Raw genomic sequence first — 24,125 nt, 5'->3', positions numbered from 1 at the left:
TACATGCGGATCGGAATAGCGGGAGCCGGGTTCTCCGGTGCGGTCATCGGGCGCGAGCTGGCCGAGGCCGGACACGACGTCGTGGTCCACGAGACGCGCGATCACGTCGGCGGCAACTGCCACACCGAGCGCGACCCCGACACAGGGATCATGGTGCACCGCTACGGGCCGCACATCTTCCACACCGGCAATGAGCGGGTCTGGGCCTACATCAACGGTTTCGGTGACATGCAGCCCTACAACCACCGGGTGTTGAGCACGGTGGGCGGCAGGGTCTACTCCCTTCCGGTGAACCTGCTCACGATCAACCAGCTGTTCGACACGACGTTGGATCCGGCCGGCGCGGAAGCATTCATCCGGGAGCAGTCGGACCAGTCGATCGGCGAGCCGGCGAACTTCGAGGAGCAGGCCCTGAAGATGATGGGTCGCAAGCTCTATGAGGCGTTCTTCCACGGATACACCTGCAAACAATGGGGATTGGAGCCGACCGAGATCCCGGCGTCCGTTCTGCGCCGCCTTCCGCTGCGCTTCAACTACGAGAACTCCTACTTCGCGCACCCCTACCAGGCGATCCCCCGCGACGGATACACCGCGATCATCGAGCGCATCCTGGATCACCCGCGGATCGAGGTCCGACTGAGCACGCCATACAGCGCCGCGGACCGTGAGCAGTTCGACCACTCGATCTGGACCGGACCGCTCGACGCGTGGTTCGGGCACCGCCTCGGCCGTCTCGGCTACCGCACCCTGGACTTCGAGGAGATCCGCAGCACCGGCGACTTCCAGGGCTGTGCCGTCATGAACTACGGCGACGTCGACGTGCCCTACACCCGCATCTCCGAGCACAAGCACTTCGCGCCGTGGGAGGAACACGAGGACACGATCTGCTTCCGGGAGTACTCCCGCCTCGCCGGCGAGGACGACATCCCCTACTACCCGATCCGGATGGCGCAGGACAAGGTGTTGCTGCAGCAGTACCTGGACGCGGCGCGCGAGGAGCCGAACGTGACGTTCGCCGGGCGCCTCGGCACCTACCGCTACCTCGACATGGACGTCACGATCGCCGACGCACTGGCCGCGGCGGACGCCATGAAGGACGCGATCAGCGCAGGGCGCCCGATTCCTGCGCTGTTGCAGGACTGACCGCGTCCGCCGAGCGCGACTCCAGCTGAGCGACCTGCTGCTGCAGGTCGCTCAGCTGTTGCTGGAGCACGGCCAGGGCGTACATCAGGTCACCGTTGTTGACCTCGGCCTTGGACGAACGCAGCGGAATGATGGCTGCCAGCCTGTTGTTGTCGGCCAGCTGCTGCTGCGCGTACTTGCGGGTCATCGAGGCCGTCTTGCGCACCCCGGAGTACCGCAGGTGGTGCCAGCCGACGAGCACCTTGTTGTCCGTCGTGGGACGGCCGGCCAGCGCCCGGTTGTATCCCTGCTTGTTGCCCTTCGCGATCGCGAGGCAGAGGCGCCGGGTGTGCTCGCCCTTGTTGCCCTCGTTGAGCGCCCGGATCACCAGGGCGTTGGAGTACTGGGCGAAGATCGGTCGGACGATGTCGAACAGCGTGTCCCGCAGATTCTCCGGCGTACGGCGGGAGATCCACTCCAGTTGCGAGATGACCCAGGTCAACAGGGTGACCTGGTAGATCTCCAGCACACCGCGCTGCTTCAGCCACTCGTGGATCGTGTCGTGGTGCTGGAAGATGCGGAAGAGCCGCTCGTCCGCGGTCGCCATCGTCTGCCCGGACCGCGCCACCCGGTGGTAGGCGAGCACCGTCGGCACGATGGCGATCGAGCGGGCGCTCACGATCGAGAACCAGTGGAACGGGTTGTCCTCGAAGAAGTAGTCGCCCACCGGGAAGCGGATGCCCTCGTCCTCCAGCAGGGAACGCCGGTAGAGCTTGCGCCACGGCACGGCGATGAACCGCAGGAACTGGTGCCGGGTGGTCGGGTCGAGGTCGTAGCTGCCCTGGTCCAGCGCGGCCCAACGATGCGCATCCGCCGGTTCGTTGCGCTGACCAGTGGTGTCCTCGACCTCGAGGTACTTGCACATCGCGAGCTCGGAGCCTGCGGCGTCGGCCGCGCGCACCAGTTGCTCGAACATGTCCGGCTCGACGAAGTCGTCACCGTCGACGAAGCCGACCCAGTCGCCCGTCGCGCGGTCGAGACCTGCGTTCGCGGCCGTGGCGACGCCACCGGGGCTGTTCTCACCGAGCAGGACCGGGATGAATCGCGAGTCCTGCGAAGCGAATTCGCGAATCTTGTCCGGCGTGCTGTCGCTCGACCCGTCATCGACGACCAGGACCTCGATGTCCTGGACGGTCTGCGCCGCGACGCTGCGCAGGCACTCCTCGATGTAGGCCTCGATGTTGTACGACGTGACGATGATGCTGACGGTGGGCATGGCGATGTACTCCAGGATCAGACGAGCGAGCGGCGGACGATGCGGTCGGCGAGGGACGGATCGCGCCGTTCCCGGATGCGCATGAAATCGGCCAGGTTGATCCGCAACAGATGCTGCTGCAAGCGTTGCCGTGCGTCGTCGACGACTTCGGGTGCGAGCCGGTCCAGCGCCCAACCCGAGGAGCGCAGCACGAAGTCCCAGTAGTGGTGCGAGTAGCGGTTGCGCAGCTCCGGACGGCGCTGCAGCTCGTCATACGTCTCGTCGAGCGCATCGAAGAGGGCGAGGCGTTCGCGGCCCATCCGGTGCGACAGGTTGCCCCCGCCGTCACCGACGATGTGGGTGCAGACGGATTCGTTGAACAGCAGGATCGTGCGCGCGCCGAGCAGCGTCATCCAGTGCCCGAGGATGTCGTTGTGGACGTGGGTCTCGCTGAAGCGCAGCCCGGTCTGCCGGAAGCGCTCGGTGCGCAACACCTTGTTCCACGGGTAGTTCGAGAAACCGAGCAGCCTCGGGACCTCCGAGAGCCGCACCAACCGGCGATCACTGGCGCCGACGTAGTTCTCCCAGACGACCTGGTCGAACGAATTCATTCCCGTGTAGTCGGTGGTCCAGCCGCGCCGGTAGGTGTACGGCATCATCGCGACGTCGGTGTCGGTCGAGTCGAGGGCGTCCAGGACGCGCGCCACGACCTCCGCGTCCAGTTCGTCATCGGCGTCGAAAAAGATCGAGTACCTGCCGCGGGCCTGCTCGAAGCCGACGTTGCGTGCGTAGCCGGCACCGTGATTGCTGCCCAGGGTGATGAGCCGGACCTCTTCTCGGGCCAGCCCGCGGACGACCTCGACCGAGTCGTCGGTCGAACCGTCGTCGATGACGATGACCTCGACCCGTTTGCCGGGCACCTGCAGGAACGAGTCGACCACCTTGCCGACGGTCGCCGCGGCGTTGCACATCGGGATGATCGCGGTCAGGTCTGGTTCGGATACGGGGGAAGTCACGTCCGGAAGTGCTCAGCTTTCACATCGTATGGCGGCCACGTGGCATCGAATCTCCGGGGAGGCTACCTCACCGATTCGCCTGCAAACACACGCAAACCGACCGCCTGCGAAGCGGACGACCACTGGTCACCTGCCGTCCACCTGACGTCCATGTCCGGGTCGCTCTTCGGCGCGCATGATGGCTCGACTGCAACCCTGCGGTGCGTTGTCGAGAGGTGAAGAAGTTGGTCGAGTCGTCCGGCACCGGACCTGGCACCGAGGAGCTGCTGCAACAGATCCTCAAACAGGTGCGCACCACCCGCGAGATCCCGTCGACGGCACTCGGTCTGCGAGCCGCCGCCGTCCAGGACTCGGTCGAGCACATCCGCTCGGACGCGCGATTCGCGGCGGCGCAGGTGCACCAGCACAATCCCAACGCGCTGCAGCACGCCGTACCACACACCCCGGAGTGGCCCGGTCTGATCGCCGAGTTCGGCGTGCACACCGGCCGCGGACTGACCCTGATCGCGACCGCCTTCCCGGACGAGACGGTGCACGGCTTCGACTCCTTCGAAGGACTGCCCGAGGCGTGGACCGGCAGCCGCGAGGACGCCGGCGCGTTCGACATCGGCGGCAAGCCACCGGAGCTCTCGGTGAGCAACACCGAGTTCCACGTCGGCTGGTTCGACGAGACCGTGCCCGCGTTCGCACGCACCACCTCGCAGCCGTTCCGCTTCGTGCATCTCGATGCCGACCTCTACAGCTCGACCAAGACGGTCTTCGACGGCCTCGGTGATCGCTTCGTGCCGGGCACCGTCATCGTCTTCGACGAATACTTCGGCTACCACGGCTGGCGGCAGCACGAGCACCGCGCCTTCACCGAGTTCCTGCAGTCCCGGCCCGATCTCGATTTCGACGCGGTGACCATCGGGCACATGAACCTCGGGGTACGCCTGCGCGAGGCGTGACCGCACCCGCAGCGACGTGCCGTGGGGCATGCTGCTGCCATGGAGCACATCGCACTGGAGCAACTCGTCGCCGACCTCGCATCCGCCGACCCGGCGATCCGTGACGAGCGTGCGTACGGCGGACTTGTCGAGGCCGCGACCGGGCACACCCTGACCGTGGAGCAGCGTCGCTGGCTGGGCGAGCGCATGGTCGAACGACTCGGGCACCCCGAGCCACAAGGGCGGTCGTTCGCCCCGCTGATCCTCGCGGTCCTGGCTTCGACGTGGTCGGCGCCGGACGGCGAGTGGCCCGCGCCCTGGACGGACGCCCTGCTCTCCTGGTGGCCGGCGGAGACGGATCTGCGTGGCTACGCCGAACCGGTCGGCTGGATCCACGCGGTCGCGCACGGCGCGGATGCCGTCGGGAGCCTGGGTGCCGTCGGACTCGCGCCGGCGACGGCCTTGCTCGGCGCCATCGCCGAACGGCTCACCGCCCCAACAGAATTCGTCTGGCGTGACCAGGAGGACGACCGGGTCGCCGCGGCGATCTGCGCCGTGCTGCTCGGGGATGACACCTCCGATCTCGCCGCGCTGCTGGCGCCCCTCAGGGCGATGTTCGAGTCCGGGACGCCGGGCCCCGTCCCGGCCGCCGCCACCAACTCGATGCACACCCTCCGCAGCCTGTATGTCGCCCTCGGCAACCATCTCGTGCACCCGGAAACCGGTGAGCCTGCATCGGTTTCACGCAGCGAACAGCTGCAGCACGAGATCGCGGCCACCTTGGCGTTGACGACGCCCTGGCTCTTCACCGCCGAGACCGCGGACAGGGCAGCAGCCGGTCACGCCTGACACCGGCGGTGCGCCGTGCACCCGCTCAAGCAGAAGCAGCCGGTGGCTCCGCCTGCACGTCCGACTGCTCGGCCTGCTTCTGCAGTTCGGCGAGTTCCTTGTTGGCCCAGGGTCGTTCGGACGGCGCGAAGAGATGCCTGCCGAAGTAGGCGGACACGTTGGTGAGCTGCGATGCGTCCTTGCTGAAGAACAGGTAGCGCTTTCGAGGGCCGCCGTAGCCGGTCGCCACCAACGGTGCACGGAAGTCGAGGTGATAGCCGTTGGAGCGGGCCAGGTGGATCAACGCCTCCGGCGTGTAATAGGACGTGTGGCCCGGGGTGAAGATGTATTTGTGCTTCCCCATGTCACTGCCGTCATAGACATTCGTGGAGCATACGAGCAGACCACCCTTGGCCACGTGGGCGAAGAGCGCCGGGAACTCGACGGCGGGATTCAGGAAGTGCTCCACCACCTCGCACGCGATCACCAGCGGGAACTGTTTGCTGGCCGGCTTGTTGATGTCGATGAACTCGGCGTCGTCGCGCAACTTCATGACGTCGGCGACGGCCACATCCCGGACCCCGGGCAGTGCGCCGATGTGCCGGTTGTCGAAGCTGCGGCCGGCGCCGTAGACGAGCACGTCGAGATCCGACCTGCCCATGATCTCGGTGGCCATCCGGGCCATGTGGAACTCGCGTCCCTTGCGATCCGCGGTCCCCACCCGGGCCCGCATCGGCAACTTGTCCAGCTGCTTGAAGTTGCGGTAGTCGTGCACATTGTCGGGATTGCCGACGTGCCCGCAGACCCGGCAGATGCGCACCTCGAAGACGGTGCCGTCCTTGGCGTAGGTGATATTCCGATGTCTCGGACGCCCCGCGCCACAGGCCAGGCAGCGCTCCGGCGCCGCACTCGGGTCGATGATCGCGCCGAGTCTGCGACGCGCCGCCGCCACGTAGTGCGACCTACTGGACGGGCTGGCCAGCCCCGCCGCGATGCGTCCGATGCGCTTCCTCGTCCCGGCTGCCACGAGCCCGTGCCGATCTCTCCCCATCGGCGCACGCTAACACAATGTGACCCATATCACAGGCGCCTGTCAGACGCATGTCCGTGACCTGTCATCTCAGGTTCCTGATCCGGCCGTTGACCGCGAACACCGCGCAGAGGACACCCATCGCCACCCCGAAGCAGCACGTGGTGATCACGACTGACGAGGCACCGACCAACAACCCGAAGATCGGCGTGGTCGCAGGCGTCAGGACCAGGTCGCCGAGATTGCTGACCGAGGACACGCGCCCCAGGTGACTCGGCGCGATGATTTTCTGGAAGGACCCGCTCAGCCAGACCGACGCGAGTCCGGCCGTGATCCCGATGAGCGCCATACCGAGCACGAGGCCGATCCGGGTGGGCAACCCGACCGCCGCCAGCCCGAACCCCTGGAGCACCAGAACCTGGAAGGACCGTCGCGGTAGGTAATCACCCTGCCAGCGGGTGCCGGCGACGGACCCCACGATCGCGCCGATGGCGAACATCGCCTCCGAGGCCCCCAACCACCCCGATCCCCAATGGGATTGGGACACGCGGATTGCCACACCCACCGACATGACGGGGGTGACGAAGACGTTCAGCGCGGCCAACCCGATCAGGAAGATCCGGGCGACCTCGGATGCGCGGATGTAGTCCCACCCGGAGCGCAAGGACTGTGCGACGGATTCCTGAGGCGCCCGGGGCAGCCGGTAGCGCGTGTGCACGACGAGCCGCAGCACGATGAGCACGCCGAGGAAGGTGAGCCCGTCGGCGATCATCGAGAAGCCGAATCCCCAGTGGATGATCACCGCGCCCAGCGGGGCGCCGAGCAGTCGAGCGAGTCGGGTGCCGGTCTGCGTCCATCCGCTGACGGTGACCAGATCGTCGGCGTCGACCAACTGCCGGACGAGTGTCCTGGCCGCTGGAGTGCTCAGGCCGCTGACGGTGCCGAAACAGATGGCGACCGCGAAAAGTACTGCGCCCGCGTGCAATCCGGCCAGCCAGCACACCGCCGCCACTCCGAGCACGATGACGCGCGACAACTCCCCCCACATCATCACGCGACGGGTGTCGTACCGGTCCGCGATCACGCCGCCGAACAACGTGCAGACGGCCTGCGGAAGCATCTCCACCCCGAGCACGAAACCGGCCAGGCCCGGCGAGAACAGATGCACCGCGGTCCAGGCGAGACCGATCGCGAAGACCGTGTCTCCGGCAGCGGACACGATGACGGCCAGCAGGTAGACCTGCACCATCCGGTCGCGTCGGATCGGGGGCGGTGTCGTCGCAATGAGGACGGGCTGGTCGAGCGCAGGCGTCGTCATACCGCACCCGGCTCACTCGGGAAGACTCGCGCGATGAGGCGTACCGGCCGGCGCTCGGCGTCGGGGCGCGCCTCGGCGTCGGCGCGCACCTCCCGCGACCATTCGTCGGACAGTGCGTTGACGCGCCGCTTGAGGTCCTCCAGTTGCTCCACGGTCGCGGGCACGAAGGTGTCGCTGGCCAGCCCCTCCCGCCATTCCGGAGGCAGCTCGTCGCGGGTGCGCATCCACTGCACCGTCGCCGCGTTCAGGTACTCCAGGTTCGCCCGCTCGGCGGCGTCCGCGACCTGCCGGGCGAAGCTGCCGTCCGCGTAGTCCTCGTTGCTCCACGACAGCCGACGCTTGTTGCCGCGCCACCACGACTCGCGGGTGTCCCGCGCCAGTTCCGGCGCCGGCATGATGAATCCGACCTTGTGCATCGGCTTGAGGTGATGGCTCACCGAGCCCACCGCGACCCCGAGCCGGGTCGCCAGTTGGCCGACCGTCGCGGGCCCGTCGTTGGTGAGGATCTCGAAGATCCGTCGGCGCACCGGGTGGTGCATCGCGAGGAGTGCGTCGATCAGTGCTGCACCCTCGGGCAGCTCCGGGAGCGCATCCGGGGGCGCGGAGTCGGTATGCCGCTCGGCGGCGATCCTGCGTGGCATGCGTCCAGAATGCGGCGCGCCCACGGCATACACAAGGGCTCTTGTATAACTCCCGGAAGGCTCCGGCACGCCACCGACCTTGCCAGCGACCCCCGGGTCGGCCGTACGCTCGGAGACCCCGTCATTGTCAGGAGTCCTCCCATGAAAATGGTCCGACGCCGCCTGATCGCGGCCACCGTCAGCCTCTGCGCCCTGTGCGCGACCGTCCCCGTCGCGCACGCGGCCGGCAAGGATCCGATCACCACCCGGTATGTGCAGACCACCGCCTGGGCCAACAAGTCCGGTGCCATCCACCGCGCACGCTCGGCGAGCGACGCAGCGAGCTATCCGCGGCTCTTCCCGTTGCTGCAGGCCGGCACCGGCAACGCGCAATGGAACAACTGCGGCCCGGTCGCCGCGATCGCCGCCATCTACGCGATGGGCAGGACTCCGGTGAGCTGGGCCGGGATGAACGACTCGGCGGCGACGCAGTACATGCGCTACCACACCATGGGGATCCCCACCTCCGAGGACGCCTACGGCACCAGTCCCAGCGACCTGGTCCAGGGCTTCTCGTCCTACGACATCGGTACGACGGTCGTGAGCGACCCGAGCACGGTGCCCACTCAGGTCGCCGCGGCCGCGCGAGCCGGCCGAGTGGCCATCGTCAATGGCGACATGCAGAAGCTGCCGACCAACTACCGGCACGACATCAAGCCGGGCTACACCGACCCGATCAGTCACTTCATCGTCGTCGCCGGCTACGAGAAGTCCACCGATCGCTACCTGGTGATCGACCCGGCCTCGCTGCACAGCGACCCGGCCTCGGTGGTGATCCATCGCTTCACCGCCACGCAGCTGAAGACCTTCGAGCAGGGCGAGTTGGTGTTCAAACACAACCCGGCCGCGGTGATCACCGAGAACCCCGCCCCGAAGTGACCCATCGTCCTATACCGCATTTCGGCGTGAATATGTGATCACGACACGCCCATCCGCCACATCTGTCACAATATCTTTCGCGCACCCTCCGGACGCGTCCGCGGCCGAGGTGAGCATGTCGCGTCACGCAGCCTCTGTCATCCCCGAACACAAGGACGTTCCATGGGTACCTCTCGGCTCCTCACCGCCACCGTCACCATCACGATCACCGCAGTCGCTGCCGGCACACTCGCCGCTGCACCGGCGTATGCCGACACCGACAGCACACCCCCGACCGGCAGGTATGCCGGGCCGGCCGTCCCCGGACCGGCCGGTAACCCGGTCTGGGCACTGCCCTCCAGCCGGCGCCCGGGCACCGCGGCACTGACCTGGGTCTCCTGCGGTCCGACCAGCAGCGATGCCGCGATGGCGGGAAAGCTCGCCAGTGCGATGACCTACTCCCGGATGGGACGCATGCTGTCCGCCGAGCAGGTCGCGTGCGCCCGCCGCGTCGTCGCCGCGTCACGGGCGAGCGGCTTGGACCGCAAGGCCGCCGAGATCGCGTTGATGACCACCATCGTCGAGACCACGCTGCGCAACTACACCGGCGGGGACCTTGACAGCGTCGGCCTCTTCCAGCAGCGCAACTCCTGGGGCACCTACGCCCAGCGCATCAACCCCGCGTCGGCGACCGCCAAGTTCCTGACCGTCATGCAGCAGTTCTACCCGCGCAACTCGTGGCTGACCGCACCCGCCGGGCAGGTTGCCGCCGATGTGCAGCGACCGGCTGCGGCATACCGCGGTGAGTACGCGCTGGCCCAGTCGTCCGCAGACGGACTGCTCAACGCCCTCTGGCCGCTGCCGGTCAGCAAGCCGAAACCGACCCCGAAGCCGACCCCGAAACCGACCCCGACGCCGCCACCGAAGCAGATCCCCCGCCCGGCGCAACTGCGGGTGCTGTATCCCGGGATGCACGGGGCGGATGTGAAGTACGCGCAGCAGCTGCTGAACCTGCTCGGTGCGCACCTGGGCGTTGACGGCGCAGACGGCCCGGCGACGTCCGCAGCCATCAAGGCGTTCCAACGCAAGCAGCACCTGGTCGCCGATGGAATCGTCGGCAAACTCACCTGGTCCCGCCTGCAGGCCGCGACCGGTCAGAGTGCGCCGAAGTCCGGCTCCAAGCCGATCCCGAAACCAGTGCCCAAGCCCGCCCCCAAGCCCGCGCCCACCTCGAAGCCGATCCCGCGCCCGGCGCACCTGCGGGTGCTGCATGCCGGGATGCACGGGGCGGACGTGAAGTACGCGCAGCAGCTGCTGAACCTGCTCGGTGCGCACCTGGGCGTTGACGGCGCAAACGGCCCGGCGACGTCCGCAGCCATCAAGGCGTTCCAACGCAAGCAGCACCTGGTCACCGACGGAATCGTCGGCAAACTCACCTGGTCCCGCCTGCAGGCTGCCGCGCACCAGTAGGCCGCGGCACCCGCGGCAGGCGGCTCCACCTGGACCCTTCCCGAGCCTCTTGCAGCCAGGACGTGTCTTGGCTGGTGCCGCCGCCACCGGACATGCGAAAGGCCCCGGACCTCGATGAGGTCCGGGGCCTTTCGGCGGAGTTGCTACAAGATCACTTGTTGATCTTGGTGACTCGGCCGGCGCCGACGGTGCGGCCGCCCTCGCGGATGGCGAAGCGCAGGCCCTCCTCCATGGCGATCGGCTGGATCAGCTGGACGGACATCTCGGTGTTGTCACCGGGCATGACCATCTCGGTGCCCTCCGGCAGCGTCACGACACCGGTGACGTCCGTGGTCCGGAAGTAGAACTGCGGACGGTAGTTGTCGTAGAACGGCGTGTGACGGCCACCCTCGTCCTTGCCCAGGATGTAGACCTGACCCTCAAACTCGGTGTGCGGGGTGATCGAACCCGGCTTCACGACAACCTGACCGCGCTCGACGTCCTCGCGCTTGGTGCCACGGAGCAACAGGCCGACGTTCTCACCGGCGCGACCCTCGTCGAGCAGCTTGCGGAACATCTCGATGCCGGTAACGGTGGTCTTCTGCGAAGCCTCCTTGATACCGACGATCTCGACCTCTTCGTTGACGTTCAGAACGCCACGCTCGATACGACCGGTGACGACGGTGCCACGACCGGTGATCGTGAAGACGTCCTCGATCGGCATCAGGAAGGGCTTCTCGATGTCGCGGACCGGGTCCGGGATGGACTCGTCGACCGCGTCCATGAGCTCCTCGACCGACTTGGTCCACTCCGGGTCGCCCTCGAGCGCCTTGAGCGCCGAGACCTTCACGACCGGGGCGTTGTCGCCGTCGAAGTCCTGGCTCGACAGCAGCTCGCGGACCTCCATCTCGACGAGCTCGAGGATCTCCTCGTCGTCGACCATGTCGGCCTTGTTCAGCGCCACCAGGATGTAGGGAACGCCAACCTGACGCGCGAGCAGCACGTGCTCACGGGTCTGCGGCATCGGACCATCGGTCGCCGCGACGACCAGGATGGCGCCGTCCATCTGCGCCGCACCGGTGATCATGTTCTTGACGTAGTCAGCGTGACCCGGGGCGTCAACGTGCGCGTAGTGACGCTTCTCGGTCTCGTACTCCTGGTGCGAGACGTTGATGGTGATACCGCGCTGGCGCTCCTCGGGAGCGTTGTCGATGTCCGCGAACGCCGACGCCTTGTTGAGGTCGGGGAACTTGTCCGCCAGCACCTTGGTGATCGCAGCCGTCAACGTGGTCTTGCCGTGGTCGACGTGACCGATCGTTCCGATGTTGACGTGCGGCTTGGTCCGCTCGAACTTGGCCTTAGCCACTGTGGGGTCCTCCTTCAAGGACAGTTGCTGACGCCGGGGCGGCGCCTTCGGATGTGTTGTGTTTCTTTATTGACAGCCGGGCTGACGATAGGCGCTGCGGCATACCACGATCAATTCGGTATGCCGCGGCGCCCGGCATCACTCGCCCCGGATCTTCTTGATGATCTCGTCCGCGACGTTCCGGGGAACCTCGGCGTACGAGTCGAACTGCATCGTGTAGTTGGCACGACCCTGGGTCTTGGACCGCAGGTCACCGACATACCCGAACATCTCGGACAACGGAACGACGGCCTTGACGACCTTCGCGCCGCTGATGTCCTCCATGGCCTGGATCTGACCGCGACGGGAGTTCAGGTCGCCGATCACATCGCCCATGTAGTCCTCCGGCGTGCGCACCTCGACGGCCATCATCGGCTCGAGCAGCGCCGGGTCGGCCTTGCGAGCCATCTCCTTCAGCGCCATCGAACCGGCGATCTTGAACGCCATCTCCGAGGAGTCGACGTCGTGGTACGCGCCGTCGAGCAGCGTCGCCTTGACACCCACCAGCGGGTAGCCGGCCAGGATGCCGAGCTGCATGGCCTCCTGGATGCCCTGGTCCACCGAGGGGATGTACTCGCGCGGCACGCGACCACCGGTGACCTTGTTCTCGAACTCGTAGAGTTCGCCGTCCTCGGTGTTCAGCGGCTCGATCGTGACCTGCACCTTCGCGAACTGACCGGAACCACCGGTCTGCTTCTTGTGGGTGTAGTCGTACTTCTCGACCGCACGACGGATCGTCTCGCGGTAGGCCACCTGCGGTGCACCGACGTTGGCCTCGACCTTGAACTCCCGCTTCATGCGGTCGACGATGATGTCGAGGTGGAGCTCACCCATACCGCCGATGACGGTCTGGCCGGTCTCCTCGTCCAGGCGGACGGTGAAGGTCGGGTCCTCCTGCGCCAGCTTCTGGATCGCGGTGCCCAGCTTCTCCTGGTCGCTCTTGGTCTTCGGCTCGATGGCGACGTGGATGACGGGCTCCGGGAAGCTCATCGACTCCAGCACGATCTGCTCGTTCGGGTCGCACAGCGTGTCACCCGTGGTCGTGTCCTTCAGACCGATCGCCGCGTAGATGTGCCCGGCGACGGCTTCCTCGACCGGGTTCTCCTTGTTGGCGTGCATCTGGAAGAGCTTGCCGACGCGCTCCTTGCGACCCTTGGTGGAGTTCGCGACGGGGCTGCCGGCGGCGATGCGACCGGAGTAGACGCGGATGAAGGTCAGCGTCCCGAAGAACGGGTGCGCGGCGACCTTGAACGCCAGGGCGGAGAACGGCTCGTCCTTGCTCGGCGCGCGAGTGACTTCCTCGTCCTCGTGACCCGGCTTGTGACCGATCATCGGCGGGACGTCCAGCGGCGACGGCAGGTAGTCGACGACCGCGTCCAGCATCGGCTGCACACCGCGGTTCTTGAACGCCGAGCCACACAGGATCGGGTAGAGCTCGGAGTTGACCGTGAGCTTGCGGATGCCGGCCTTGAGCTCGTCGATGGTGAGCTCCTCGCCGCCGAGGTACTTCTCCATCAGGTCGTCGTCGGACTCGGCGACGCGCTCGACCAGGTGGTTGCGGTACTCCTCGGCCTTCTCCTTGAGGTCGTCCGGGATCTCGCGGGTCTCGTACTTGGCGCCCATGGTGACGTCACCCTTGGCGTCACCCGGCCACACCAGCGCACGCATCTCGACCAGGTCGACGACGCCGACGAAGTCGGCCTCGGCGCCGATCGGCAGCTGCAGCACCAGCGGCTCCGCGCCGAGGCGGTCCTTGACGGTCTGCACGGTGAAGTAGAAGTCCGCGCCCATCTTGTCCATCTTGTTGACGAACGCGATGCGGGGGACGTCGTACTTGTCGGCCTGACGCCACACGGTCTCGGACTGCGGCTCGACGCCTTCCTTGCCGTCGAAGACGGCGACGGCACCGTCGAGAACGCGCAGCGAACGCTCGACCTCCACCGTGAAGTCGACGTGACCCGGGGTGTCGATGATGTTGATCTGGGTACCGTCCCAGAAGGAGGTGACGGCCGCGGAGGTGATGGTGATCCCCCGCTCCTTCTCCTGCTCCATCCAGTCGGTCGTCGAGGCACCGTCGTGCGTCTCACCGATCTTGTGGTTCACACCGGTGTAGAACAGGATGCGCTCGGTCGTCGTGGTCTTACCGGCATCGATGTGCGCCATGATGCCGATGTTGCGAACCTTTTTCAGGTCGGTCAGCACGTCGAGTGCCACGTTGTCTTCTTTCGTGAGTTCTGCGGTTGATCAACTCGTAGGACGGCGGTCACCGTCCGGGTCCGTCGCCCGGTGCGGAACACCGGGCGACGGAACGCATCACCAGCGGTAGTGCGCGAAGGCCCGGTTGGACTCGGCCATCTTGTGGGTGTCCTCGCGACGCTTCACAGCGGCGCCCAGGCCGTTGCTCGCGTCGAGGATCTCGTTCATCAGGCGCTCGGTCATCGTCTTCTCACGACGCTGGCGGGCGTAGCCCACGAGCCAACGCAGCGAGAGCGTGGTCGCGCGACCCGGCTTGACCTCGATCGGAACCTGGTAGGTCGCACCACCGACGCGGCGGCTCTTGACCTCGAGGCTCGGCTTGATGTTGTCCAGCGCGCGCTTCAGCGTGACGACCGGGTCGGTGCCGGTCTTCTCGCGGCAGCCCTCGAGGGCGCCGTAGACGATGCGCTCGGCGATGGACTTCTTGCCGTCGAGCAGGATCTTGTTGACCAGCTGGGTGACCAGCGGCGAACCGTAGACCGGGTCGACGACCAGGGGACGCTTCGGGGAGGGGCCCTTGCGAGGCATTACTTCTTCTCCTTCTTCGCGCCGTACCGGGAACGTGACTGCTGACGACCCTTGACACCCTGGGTGTCGAGCGAGCCGCGGATGATCTTGTAGCGCACACCCGGAAGGTCCTTCACACGACCACCGCGCACGAGCACGATGGAGTGCTCCTGCAGGTTGTGGCCGACGCCCGGGATGTATGCGGTGACCTCGATGCCCGAGGTGAGGCGGACACGCGCGACCTTGCGAAGCGCCGAGTTCGGCTTCTTCGGGGTCGTGGTGTAGACGCGGGTGCACACACCGCGTCGCTGGGGGCTGCCCTTGAGGGCCGGCGTCTTGACCTTGGCGATCTTGTCCTGCCGACCCTTGCGGACGAGCTGGTTGATTGTAGGCAACCTACTGTCTCCGTAACTGATCGAATCTTGTCTGTTGGCGCGGGTTCTCACCCTGGGCCAACTCCTTGGGTTTCCCGGTCCTGCGACCCACGCGTTCGGGAGTGTCGGACCGGCGCCCTCCCCCGCACTTCCCGCAAGCGACCCGACCCGTCGTTTCCGACCGGCCGACACGCCCGATGAGCTGCCCGGCGAGAGCGTGTGGTGGTCTGGTGCCACACTGTCCGGCATACCCTGTGAGCAGGGCGGTGGATCAGCGGGCAGGGCAGAGCCCACGCACGAATAACGATCCTACCGGTCCGCCAGAGGTCGGCAAAATCGGTGCGGTCGGTGCCCTGGCAGCGACGCCGTCACCTGTCATCTGGCAGATTTGCGGGTGCCACCGTTCGCCGTTCGACCTGGAAGTTGACTCGCCCGTGCCGGGAACACCACCGTCCACCCACCCCGTGCTCTCCGTCGTCGTGCCGATGTACAACGAGGAAGCCGTGCTGCCGTTGTTCGTCGAGCGACTGCGGCCGGTGCTGGAGGATCTTCCGGTCAGTTACGAGGTCGTCGCGGTCGACGACGGCTCGTCGGACAACACCTCGGTGCTGCTGCAGCGCACCCTGCGTGACTGGCCGGCGTTGCGGGTGGTCCGGCTGCGGGCGAACTCCGGGCACCAGGCGGCGATCTCCGCCGGATTGCAACGTTCGCTCGGTGACTGGGTCGTCACCATCGACGCCGACCTGCAGGATCCGCCCGAGACGATCGCCCGCATGTATGCCGCCGCTGTCGCCGAGAAGGTCGACGTCGTCTACGGCGTGCGGACCGACCGCACCGCCGACTCGGCGTTCAAGCGGCACACCGCCGGCGCCTTCTACCGGATGATGCGGCGGCTGGCCAAACTCGACCTCTCACAGGACGCCGGTGACTTCCGGATGATGTCGCGATCCACGGTCGACGCGATCACGGCACTCCCGGAGCACAATCGGGTGCTCCGGCTGGTCGTGCCGACGCTCGGTTTCCCGTCGACGACAGTCGAGTACCGCCGGGACGCCCGGGCCGCCGGCGAGTCGAAGTACCCGCTGTCCAAGATGATTCGACTCACCCTCGACTCGGTGACCGGCTATTCGCAGGCGCCTTTGCGGTTCGCCACCTGGTTCAGCCTGTTGGGGTTCGTGGTCGCGGCGCTCGTGCTGGTCTACGTGGTCTGGAGCAAACTGTCCGGCGGCACCACGTCGGGCTGGGCCTCGACGGTCGTGATCCTGACGGTCTTCGCCGGCCTGCAACTGCTCTGTCTCGGCATACTCGGTGAGTATGTCGGGCGCACCTACAGCGCCCTGCAGCAGCGACCCAGTTACTACGTCGCCTACGACTCCGAGCACACCGGCCCGCTGCACACCGGTGACACCGACGAACCGATCGACTGACCGCATACACGGATTGGGAGATCGAACCGCAACTGCCCAATCGAAGGCGACCGAAACACAACGCCGACGGCCGCGGAGGCGACGACCAAAACGGCGGTGGCCCGCAACGAACTCGTTCGTTGCGGGCCACCGCCGTTTTGCGAGGAGCCGAAGCCAGAGTCAGCTGTCGAACCCGAGGGAGGCGTCGTCCAGGCGGACGGCCTCACCCGAACCCGGGCCGAAGACCGGGTAGTCGTACGGCTGGTAGTCCGGCAGCGCGTAGAGCGCAGCCTTGGCTTCCTCCGTCGGCTCGACCTTCACGTTGTTGTACCGCGGCAGACCGGTGCCGGCCGGGATCAACTTACCGAGGATGACGTTCTCCTTGAGGCCGAGCAGCGGGTCGCTCTTGGCGTGCATGGCCGCCTCGGTGAGGACTCGCGTCGTCTCCTGGAAGCTCGCCGCCGACAGCCACGAGTCGGTCGCGAGCGACGCCTTCGTGATACCCATCAGCTCGGGACGACCCGAAGCCGGGCGGCCACCCTCGGCGAGGGCGCGACGGGACGCGTCCTCGAAGCGGGTCCGCTCGGCGAGCTCGCCGGGCAGCAGGTCGGTGTCGCCGGCCTCGATGATCGTCACGCGGCGCAGCATCTGCCGCACGATGACCTCGATGTGCTTGTCGTGGATCGACACACCCTGCTGGCGGTAGACGTTCTGAACCTCGTCCACCAGGTGCTTCTGCACGTCGCGGGCACCCTGGATGCGGAGCACCTGCTTCGGGTCGATCGCACCCTGCATCAGCAGCGTGCCGACCTCGACGTGGTCGCCGTCCTGCACCAACAGGCGGCCGCGCTTGCTGATCGGGTAGGCGTGCTCCTCCGAGCCGTCGTCCGGGGTCAGCAGGATGCGGCGAACCTTGTCGGTCTCCTCGATCTGGATGCGTCCGGTCGCCTCGGCGATCGGCGCGACACCCTTCGGGGTACGAGCCTCGAAGAGCTCGACGACACGCGGCAGACCCTGGGTGATGTCGTCACCCGCGGCGCCACCGGTGTGGAAGGTACGCATCGTCAGCTGCGTGCCGGGCTCACCGATCGACTGGGCGGCGATGATGCCGACGGCCTCACCGATGTCGACCAGCTTGCCGGTCGCCAGCGAACGGCCGTAGCACTTGGCGCAGGTGCCGACGCGGGACTCACAGGTGAGCACCGAGCGGACCTTGACCTCCTCGACACCCGCTGCGAGCAGCTTGTCGAGGTTGACGTCGCCGAGGTCCGAACCGGCCGGTGCCAGCACCGAACCGTCCATCTCGACATCGGTCGCCAGCGTGCGGGCGTAGACCGAGGTCTCGACGTTCTCGTGCTCGACGAGCGCACCACCGTCGGCGCCCCGCTGACCGATCGGCAGCGTCAGGCCGCGGTCGGTGCCACAGTCGTCCTCACGGATGATGACGTCCTGCGACACGTCCACCAGGCGTCGGGTCAGGTAACCCGAGTCGGCGGTACGCAGCGCGGTGTCGGCCAGACCCTTACGGGCACCGTGGGTGGAGATGAAGAACTCCAGCACGGACAGGCCCTCGCGGAAGTTGGCCTTGATCGGGCGCGGGATGATCTCGCCCTTCGGGTTGGCCATCAGACCACGTGCACCGGCGATCTGCCGGACCTGGAACCAGTTACCGCCGGCGCCCGAGGACACCATGCGGAAGATCGGGTTCTTGCGGTCGAAGTTGTGCTGCATGTCCGTGGCGACCTCGTTGGTCGCCTGCGTCCAGATCTCCACGAGCTCCTGACGGCGCTCGTCGTCGGTGATCAGACCACGGTCGAACTGCGTCTGGATCTTGGCGGCCTTCTCCTCGTAGCCGACCAGGATGCCCCACTTGTTCGACGACGTCTGCACGTCGCTGATCGCGACGGTGCAGCCCGAACGGGTCGCCCAGTGGAAACCGGCGGCCTTGAGTGCGTCCAGGGACGCGGCAACCTGCACCTTGGGGTAACGCTCGGCCAGGTCGTTGACGACGCCGGACAGCGCCTTCTTGTCGATGTCCTGGTTGAGGAAGGGGTAGTCCTCCGGCAGCGTCTCGTTGAACAGGACGCGGCCGAGGGTGGTCTCCAGCTCGAAGGACTTCAGCCGGCCCAACTCGTCGGTCTCGGCGCCCTCGGGCAGCTCGAAACCGGCCGGCGGGACCTGGTCGAACAGGCGGATGCGAGCGAGCGCACCCAGCTTGATCTCGCCACGGTCGAACGCCATACGGGCCTCGGCTGCGGACGAGAACGCACGCAGGTGCTCGCCGTCCTCCAGCTTGGCCTCCCCGTCCTGGGCGGACAGGAAGTACAGGCCGGTGATCATGTCCTGGCTGGGCATGGTGACCGGGCGACCGTCGGCGGGCTTCAGCACGTTGTTGCTCGACAGCATCAGGATGCGTGCCTCGGCCTGGGCCTCGGCGGACAGCGGCACGTGGACCGCCATCTGGTCACCATCGAAGTCGGCGTTGAACGCGGTGCAGACCAGCGGGTGGATCTGGATGGCCTTGCCTTCGACCAGCTGCGGCTCGAAGGCCTGGATGCCCAGACGGTGCAGCGTGGGTGCGCGGTTCAGCAGCACCGGGTGCTCGGTGATGACCTCTTCGAGGACGTCCCACACCTCGGCGCGCTGACGCTCGACCATCCGCTTGGCCGACTTGATGTTCTGGGCCAGGTCGAGGTCGACCAGGCGCTTCATCACGAACGGCTTGAAGAGCTCCAGGGCCATCTGCTTGGGCAGACCACACTGGTGCAGCTTCAGCTGCGGACCGACGACGATGACCGAACGGCCCGAGTAGTCGACGCGCTTACCGAGCAGGTTCTGCCGGAAGCGGCCCTGCTTGCCCTTGAGCATGTCGGACAGCGACTTCAGCGGACGGTTGCCCGGTCCGGTGACCGGACGGCCGCGACGACCGTTGTCGAACAGCGAGTCGACAGCTTCCTGCAGCATGCGCTTCTCGTTGTTGACGATGATCTCCGGCGCGCCCAGGTCGAGCAGTCGCTTCAACCGGTTGTTGCGGTTGATGACCCGGCGGTAGAGGTCGTTCAGGTCGGAGGTCGCGAAGCGGCCACCGTCCAGCTGCACCATCGGACGCAGGTCCGGCGGGATGACCGGAACGCAGTCCAGGACCATGCCCGTGGGGTGGTTCTTGGTCTGCAGGAACGCGGTGACCACGCGCAGCCGCTTCAGGGCACGCGTCTTGCGCTGGCCCTTGCCGGTCGCGATGATCTCGCGCAGCGACTCGGCCTCGGCGTCGAGGTCGAAGGTCTGCAAACGCTTCTGCAGCGCCTCGGCGCCCATGCCGCCCTCGAAGTAGAGACCGAAGCGGTCCCGCATCTCGCGGTAGAGGACCTCGTCGCCCTCGAGGTCCTGGACCTTGAGGTTCTTGAAGCGGTCCCAGACCTGCTCCAGGCGCTCGATCTGCTGGTCGGAGCGCTTGCGGATCTGGTTCATCTCGCGCTCGGCCGACTCGCGGACCTTGCGACGGGCGTCCGCCTTCGCGCCTTCCTTCTCCAGCTCAGCCAGGTCGGCCTCGAGCTTCGCGGCGCGCGTGTTGACGGCGTTGTCGCGAGCGTTCTCGAGTTCCTTCTTCTCGACCTCGATCTGCGCCTCGAGCGAGGGCATGTCCTTGTGACGCTGGTCGACGTCGACGGACGTGATCATGTATGCCGCGAAGTAGATGACCTTCTCCAGGTCCTTCGGGGCGAGGTCCAGCAGGTATCCGAGACGGCTCGGAACACCCTTGAAGTACCAGATGTGCGTCACCGGAGCGGCCAGCTCGATGTGGCCCATGCGCTCACGGCGGACCGCCGAACGGGTCACCTCGACGCCGCAGCGCTCACAGATGATGCCCTTGAAGCGGACCCGCTTGTACTTGCCGCAGTAGCACTCCCAGTCGCGGGTCGGACCGAAGATCTTCTCGCAGAAGAGTCCGTCCTTCTCCGGCTTCAGGGTGCGGTAGTTGATGGTTTCGGGCTTCTTCACCTCACCGTGGCTCCACTGGCGAATGGATTCAGCAGTGGCGAGGCCGATGCGGAGTTCGTCGAAGAAGTTGACGTCCAGCACGTTGTGCCTTCCTTCTCGTGTCTAGCGAAAGTCTGAAATAGCTGGTGTTCTAAGGGGTTTGGTGAGGTATGCCGGGCCAGGCCCGGCATACCTCGCCGGTTGTCTGTTTCAGACTTCCTCGACCGAGCTGGGCTCACGCCGGCTCAGGTCGATGCCGAGCTCCTCCGCAGCGCGGAAGACCTCTTGGTCGGAGTCGCGCAGGTCGATCAGGCTGCCGTCGCTGGAGAGCACCTCGACGTTGAGGCACAGCGACTGCATTTCCTTGATCAGGACCTTGAACGACTCCGGAATGCCGGGCTCGGGGATGTTCTCGCCCTTGACGATGGCCTCGTAGACCTTCACGCGGCCGGTCACGTCGTCCGACTTGATGGTCAGCAGTTCCTGCAGGGCGTAGGCGGCGCCATACGCCTCGAGTGCCCAGACCTCCATCTCACCGAAGCGCTGGCCACCGAACTGGGCCTTACCGCCGAGCGGCTGCTGGGTGATCATCGAGTAGGGACCCGTGGAACGTGCGTGGATCTTGTCGTCGACCAGGTGGTGGAGCTTCAGGATGTACATGTAGCCCACGGACACCGGCTCCGGGAACGGCTCGCCGGAGCGGCCGTCGAAGAGCTGGGTCTTACCGGTGTGGTCGACCAGTCGCACGCCATCGCGCGTCGGCAACGTCGCGTCCAGCAGACCGGTGACGACGTCCTCGGACGCACCGTCGAAGACCGGCGAGGCGACGCGGGAGTTCGGCGGCGCCTCCTGGGCGTCCGGTGCGATCTGCTTGGCGAACTCGGGGTCGCCCTCGATCTTCCAGCCGCGCGAGGCGGACCAGCCGAGGTGCAACTCCAGGATCTGACCGAGGTTCATACGACGCGGCACACCGTGCGGGTTGAGCACGACGTCGACCGGGGTGCCGTCCTCCAGGAACGGCATGTCCTCGACCGGCAGGATCTTGGAGATGACGCCCTTGTTGCCGTGCCGACCGGCGAGCTTGTCACCGTTGGTGATCTTGCGCTTGTTGGCGACGTAGACGCGCACCAACTGGTTGACGCCCGGGGGCAGCTCGTCGCCCTCCTCGCGGTCGAAGACCTTGACGCCGATGACCGTGCCGGTCTCGCCGTGCGGGACCTTCATCGAGGTGTCGCGCACCTCGCGCGCCTTCTCACCGAAGATCGCGCGGAGCAGGCGCTCCTCGGGGGTCAGCTCGGTCTCACCCTTCGGGGTGACCTTGCCGACCAGCAGGTCGCCGTCGCGGACCTCGGCGCCGATGCGGATGATGCCGCGCTCGTCCAGGTCGGCCAGCACGTCCTCGCTGACGTTCGGGATGTCGCGAGTGATCTCCTCCGGACCCAGCTTGGTGTCACGGGCGTCGATCTCGTGCTCTTCGATGTGGATCGAGCTGAGCGTGTCGTCCTGCACCAGACGCTGGGACAGGATGATGGCGTCCTCGAAGTTGTGACCCTCCCACGACATGAACGCCACGAGGAGGTTCTTGCCGAGCGCCATCTCGCCACCGTCGGTCGCGGGACCGTCGGCGATGACCGCACCGGCCTCCACGCGGGCGCCGTTCTCGACGACCACGCGGTGGTTGTAGCAGTTGCCCGCGTTGGAGCGGACGAACTTGCTGATCCGGTAGGTGGTCTGGGTGCCGTCGTCGTTCAGGACGGTGACCAGCTCGGCGGAGACCTCGGTCACGACGCCGGCCTTCTCGGCGCGGACGACGTCACCGGAATCGAGCGCCGCACGGTGCTCCATGCCGGTGCCGACCAGCGGCGCCTCGGCGCGCACCAACGGCACGGCCTGACGCTGCATGTTGGCGCCCATGAGCGCACGCGACGTGTCGTCGTGCTCCAGGAACGGGATGAGAGCGGTCGCCGCGGAGACCATCTGACGTGCGGACACGTCCATGTAGTCGACCTCGTCGGCCGGGACGTCGCTCGCCTCGCCACCACGGGTACGGACCAGCACCTGGTCCTCGGCGAACCGGTTGTCGTCGGTCAGCGGGGCGTTGGCCTGCGCGATGACGAAGTTGTCCTCCTCGTCGGCGGACAGGTAGTGGATCTCGTCGGTGACCTTGCCGCCCTTGACCTTGCGGTAGGGCGTCTCGATGAAGCCGAAGGTGTTGATCCGGCCGAACGACGCCAGCGAACCGATCAGACCGATGTTCGGACCCTCGGGGGTCTCGATCGGGCACATGCGGCCGTAGTGGCTCGGGTGGACGTCACGGACCTCCATGCCGGCGCGGTCGCGGGAGAGACCACCCGGGCCGAGCGCGTTCAGGCGGCGCTTGTGCGTCAGCCCGGACAGCGGGTTGTTCTGGTCCATGAACTGCGACAGCTGGCTGGTGCCGAAGAACTCCTTGATGGAGGCGACGACCGGCCGGATGTTGATCAGGGTCTGCGGCGTGATCGCCTCGACGTCCTGGGTGGTCATCCGCTCGCGCACCACGCGCTCCATCCGGGACAGGCCCGTGCGGACCTGGTTCTGGATGAGCTCGCCGACGTTGCGGATGCGACGGTTGCCGAAGTGGTCGATGTCGTCGACCTCGACGCGCAGCTCGACGTCCTGGCCGTCACGGTGACCCTTGATGGTCTCCTGACCGGCGTGCAGGGCGACGAGGTACTTGATCGTGGCGACGATGTCGTCGACCGACAGCGTGCTGTCGTTGATCGAGGCCTCGAGACCGAGCTTCTTGTCGATCTTGTAGCGACCGACCTTGGCCAGGTCGTAGCGCTTGCCGTTGAAGTAGAGGTTGTCCAGCAGGTTCTGGGCGGCCTCGCGGGTCGGCGGCTCGCCCGGACGCAGCTTGCGGTAGATGTCCAGCAGCGCCTCGTCCTGGCCGGCGGTGTGGTCCTTCTCCAGCGTCGCGCGGATGGACTCGTACTCGCCGAACTCCTCGAGGATCTGCGCCTCGGTCCAGCCCAGCGCCTTCAGCAGCACGGTGACCGACTGCTTGCGCTTGCGGTCGACACGCACGCCGACCTGGTCGCGCTTGTCGATCTCGAACTCCAGCCAGGCACCACGGCTCGGGATGATCTTCGAGGTGAAGATGTCCTTGTCCGAGGTCTTGTCGAGCGAGCGCTCGAAGTAGACGCCCGGGCTGCGGACCAGCTGCGAGACGACGACACGCTCGGTGCCGTTGATGATGAACGTGCCGCGGTCGGTCATCAGCGGGAAGTCGCCCATGAAGACCGTCTGGCTCTTGATCTCACCGGTGGTGGAGTTCATGAACTCGGCGGTGACGAACAGCGGCGCGGCATACGTCATGTCGCGCTCTTTGCACTCCTCGATGGAGTACTTGACTTCCTCGAACCGGTGGTCGCGGAAGGACAGGCTCATCGAACCGGAGAAGTCCTCGATCGGAGAGATCTCCTCGAAGATGTCCTCCAGACCGGAGCGGTCGGGGACGTGGGTGTTCCCGGCGGCCTTGGCCTCGGCCACGCGGGCCTGCCAACGCTCGTTGCCGAGCAGCCAGTCGAAGCTGTCGGTCTGCAGGGCCAACAGGTCGGGAACTTCCAGGGGCTCGCGAATCTTCGCGAACGACAGACGGCCGGACGCCGTCTTTGCCGTGGAAAGGGATTGTGTCGCAGTGCGCGAGGCAGCCAAGGATGGATCCTTCCAAAGGCT

Annotated in this window: 17 protein-coding genes; 6 read left to right on the top strand and 11 right to left on the bottom strand. The window is 66.6% G+C overall.

The genetic code is table 11. The features are described from left to right. Window positions 1–3: 3 nt before the first annotated feature. The gene (glf, locus tag ACZ50J_RS03920; protein WP_464299973.1) at window positions 4–1,143 is read left to right on the top strand and encodes a UDP-galactopyranose mutase; all 1,140 of its coding nucleotides are present in this window, start codon (window positions 4–6) and stop codon (window positions 1,141–1,143) included. Here glf and ACZ50J_RS03915 read toward each other — a convergent pair. After that, a complete protein-coding gene (locus ACZ50J_RS03915) occupies window positions 1,103–2,398 on the bottom strand; it encodes a glycosyltransferase family 2 protein (protein ID WP_464299972.1) in 1,296 nt (431 codons plus the stop codon). The genes glf and ACZ50J_RS03915 overlap by 41 nt on opposite strands. Window positions 2,399–2,415: 17 nt before the next feature. Continuing rightward, window positions 2,416–3,393, bottom strand: a complete 978-nt coding sequence (locus ACZ50J_RS03910) for a glycosyltransferase family 2 protein (protein ID WP_464299971.1) — start codon at window positions 3,391–3,393, stop codon at window positions 2,416–2,418. A gap of 215 nt (window positions 3,394–3,608) precedes the next feature. On the opposite strand from ACZ50J_RS03910, the gene ACZ50J_RS03905 reads away from it, so the two are divergent. Both ACZ50J_RS03905 and ACZ50J_RS03900 read left to right on the top strand, forming a co-directional pair. Beyond that, window positions 3,609–4,340, top strand: coding sequence for a class I SAM-dependent methyltransferase (locus tag ACZ50J_RS03905; RefSeq protein WP_464299970.1), 732 nt, complete (start codon window positions 3,609–3,611; stop codon window positions 4,338–4,340). A 39-nt stretch (window positions 4,341–4,379) separates the two neighbouring features. Further along, window positions 4,380–5,168: a DUF2785 domain-containing protein gene (locus tag ACZ50J_RS03900; RefSeq protein WP_464299969.1), complete on the top strand. Its 789-nt coding sequence runs from the start codon at window positions 4,380–4,382 to the stop codon at window positions 5,166–5,168. A 25-nt stretch (window positions 5,169–5,193) separates the two neighbouring features. Here ACZ50J_RS03900 and ACZ50J_RS03895 read toward each other — a convergent pair whose 3' ends face one another. From ACZ50J_RS03895 to ACZ50J_RS03885, 3 genes are all read right to left on the bottom strand, one after another. Next, window positions 5,194–6,198: a methyltransferase domain-containing protein gene (locus tag ACZ50J_RS03895; RefSeq protein ID WP_464299968.1), complete on the bottom strand. Its 1,005-nt coding sequence runs from the start codon at window positions 6,196–6,198 to the stop codon at window positions 5,194–5,196. Between the two features lie 64 nt (window positions 6,199–6,262). Beyond that, entirely contained in the window at window positions 6,263–7,495 is a 1,233-nt protein-coding gene (locus ACZ50J_RS03890) for an MFS transporter (protein WP_464299967.1), read from the bottom strand. Then, window positions 7,492–8,136: a helix-turn-helix domain-containing protein gene (locus ACZ50J_RS03885; protein ID WP_464299966.1), complete on the bottom strand. Its 645-nt coding sequence runs from the start codon at window positions 8,134–8,136 to the stop codon at window positions 7,492–7,494. The genes ACZ50J_RS03890 and ACZ50J_RS03885 overlap by 4 nt, the downstream gene beginning before the upstream one ends. Before the next feature lie 141 nt (window positions 8,137–8,277). Between ACZ50J_RS03885 and ACZ50J_RS03880 the strand changes: the two genes are divergently transcribed. Next, window positions 8,278–9,054: a C39 family peptidase gene (locus tag ACZ50J_RS03880; protein WP_464299965.1), complete on the top strand. Its 777-nt coding sequence runs from the start codon at window positions 8,278–8,280 to the stop codon at window positions 9,052–9,054. Window positions 9,055–9,216: 162 nt separating this feature from the next. After that, the gene (locus ACZ50J_RS03875; RefSeq protein WP_464299964.1) at window positions 9,217–10,503 is read left to right on the top strand and encodes a peptidoglycan-binding domain-containing protein; all 1,287 of its coding nucleotides are present in this window, start codon (window positions 9,217–9,219) and stop codon (window positions 10,501–10,503) included. A gap of 151 nt (window positions 10,504–10,654) precedes the next feature. Here ACZ50J_RS03875 and tuf read toward each other — a convergent pair whose 3' ends face one another. From tuf to rpsL, 4 genes are all read right to left on the bottom strand, one after another. Next, window positions 10,655–11,848, bottom strand: coding sequence for an elongation factor Tu (gene tuf / locus ACZ50J_RS03870; protein WP_464299963.1), 1,194 nt, complete (start codon window positions 11,846–11,848; stop codon window positions 10,655–10,657). 138 nt (window positions 11,849–11,986) lie between these two features. Then, the gene (gene fusA / locus ACZ50J_RS03865) at window positions 11,987–14,101 is read right to left on the bottom strand and encodes an elongation factor G (protein ID WP_464299962.1); all 2,115 of its coding nucleotides are present in this window, start codon (window positions 14,099–14,101) and stop codon (window positions 11,987–11,989) included. 99 nt (window positions 14,102–14,200) lie between these two features. Beyond that, window positions 14,201–14,671, bottom strand: a complete 471-nt coding sequence (rpsG, locus tag ACZ50J_RS03860) for a 30S ribosomal protein S7 (protein ID WP_325550882.1) — start codon at window positions 14,669–14,671, stop codon at window positions 14,201–14,203. Continuing rightward, on the bottom strand, window positions 14,671–15,045 hold the full coding sequence (gene rpsL, locus ACZ50J_RS03855) for a 30S ribosomal protein S12 (protein WP_325550883.1): 375 nt from the start codon (window positions 15,043–15,045) through the stop codon (window positions 14,671–14,673). Before rpsL ends, rpsG begins: the two co-directional genes overlap by 1 nt. A 413-nt stretch (window positions 15,046–15,458) precedes the next feature. Here rpsL and ACZ50J_RS03850 point away from each other — a divergent pair, with 413 nt between their 5' ends. Then, complete coding sequence (locus ACZ50J_RS03850) at window positions 15,459–16,451, top strand: glycosyltransferase family 2 protein (protein WP_464299961.1); 993 nt, start codon at window positions 15,459–15,461, stop codon at window positions 16,449–16,451. A 159-nt stretch (window positions 16,452–16,610) separates the two neighbouring features. Here ACZ50J_RS03850 and ACZ50J_RS03845 read toward each other — a convergent pair whose 3' ends face one another. Both ACZ50J_RS03845 and rpoB read right to left on the bottom strand, forming a co-directional pair. Beyond that, the gene (locus ACZ50J_RS03845) at window positions 16,611–20,510 is read right to left on the bottom strand and encodes a DNA-directed RNA polymerase subunit beta' (RefSeq protein WP_464299960.1); all 3,900 of its coding nucleotides are present in this window, start codon (window positions 20,508–20,510) and stop codon (window positions 16,611–16,613) included. A gap of 108 nt (window positions 20,511–20,618) precedes the next feature. After that, a complete protein-coding gene (gene rpoB / locus ACZ50J_RS03840; RefSeq protein ID WP_464299959.1) occupies window positions 20,619–24,104 on the bottom strand; it encodes a DNA-directed RNA polymerase subunit beta in 3,486 nt (1,161 codons plus the stop codon). Window positions 24,105–24,125 lie beyond the last annotated feature (21 nt).

Source organism: Flexivirga sp. G2, from assembly GCF_055397625.1.
The sequence above is the reverse complement of the archived record's forward strand: the minus strand, read 5'-3'. Positions and strand labels throughout refer to the sequence as shown.

Bases quoted from the DNA above. Each gene is read 5' to 3' on its own strand.
- ACZ50J_RS03895 (WP_464299968.1), bottom strand. From the start codon at position 6,198: ATGGGGAGAGATCGGCACGGGCTCGTGGCAGCCGGGACGAGGAAGCGC.
- glf (WP_464299973.1), top strand. From the start codon at position 4: ATGCGGATCGGAATAGCGGGAGCCGGGTTCTCCGGTGCGGTCATCGGG.
- rpsG (WP_325550882.1), bottom strand. From the start codon at position 14,671: ATGCCTCGCAAGGGCCCCTCCCCGAAGCGTCCCCTGGTCGTCGACCCG.
- ACZ50J_RS03915 (WP_464299972.1), bottom strand. From the start codon at position 2,398: ATGCCCACCGTCAGCATCATCGTCACGTCGTACAACATCGAGGCCTAC.
- ACZ50J_RS03880 (WP_464299965.1), top strand. From the start codon at position 8,278: ATGAAAATGGTCCGACGCCGCCTGATCGCGGCCACCGTCAGCCTCTGC.
- ACZ50J_RS03885 (WP_464299966.1), bottom strand. From the start codon at position 8,136: ATGCCACGCAGGATCGCCGCCGAGCGGCATACCGACTCCGCGCCCCCG.
- ACZ50J_RS03890 (WP_464299967.1), bottom strand. From the start codon at position 7,495: ATGACGACGCCTGCGCTCGACCAGCCCGTCCTCATTGCGACGACACCG.
- ACZ50J_RS03875 (WP_464299964.1), top strand. From the start codon at position 9,217: ATGGGTACCTCTCGGCTCCTCACCGCCACCGTCACCATCACGATCACC.
- ACZ50J_RS03900 (WP_464299969.1), top strand. From the start codon at position 4,380: ATGGAGCACATCGCACTGGAGCAACTCGTCGCCGACCTCGCATCCGCC.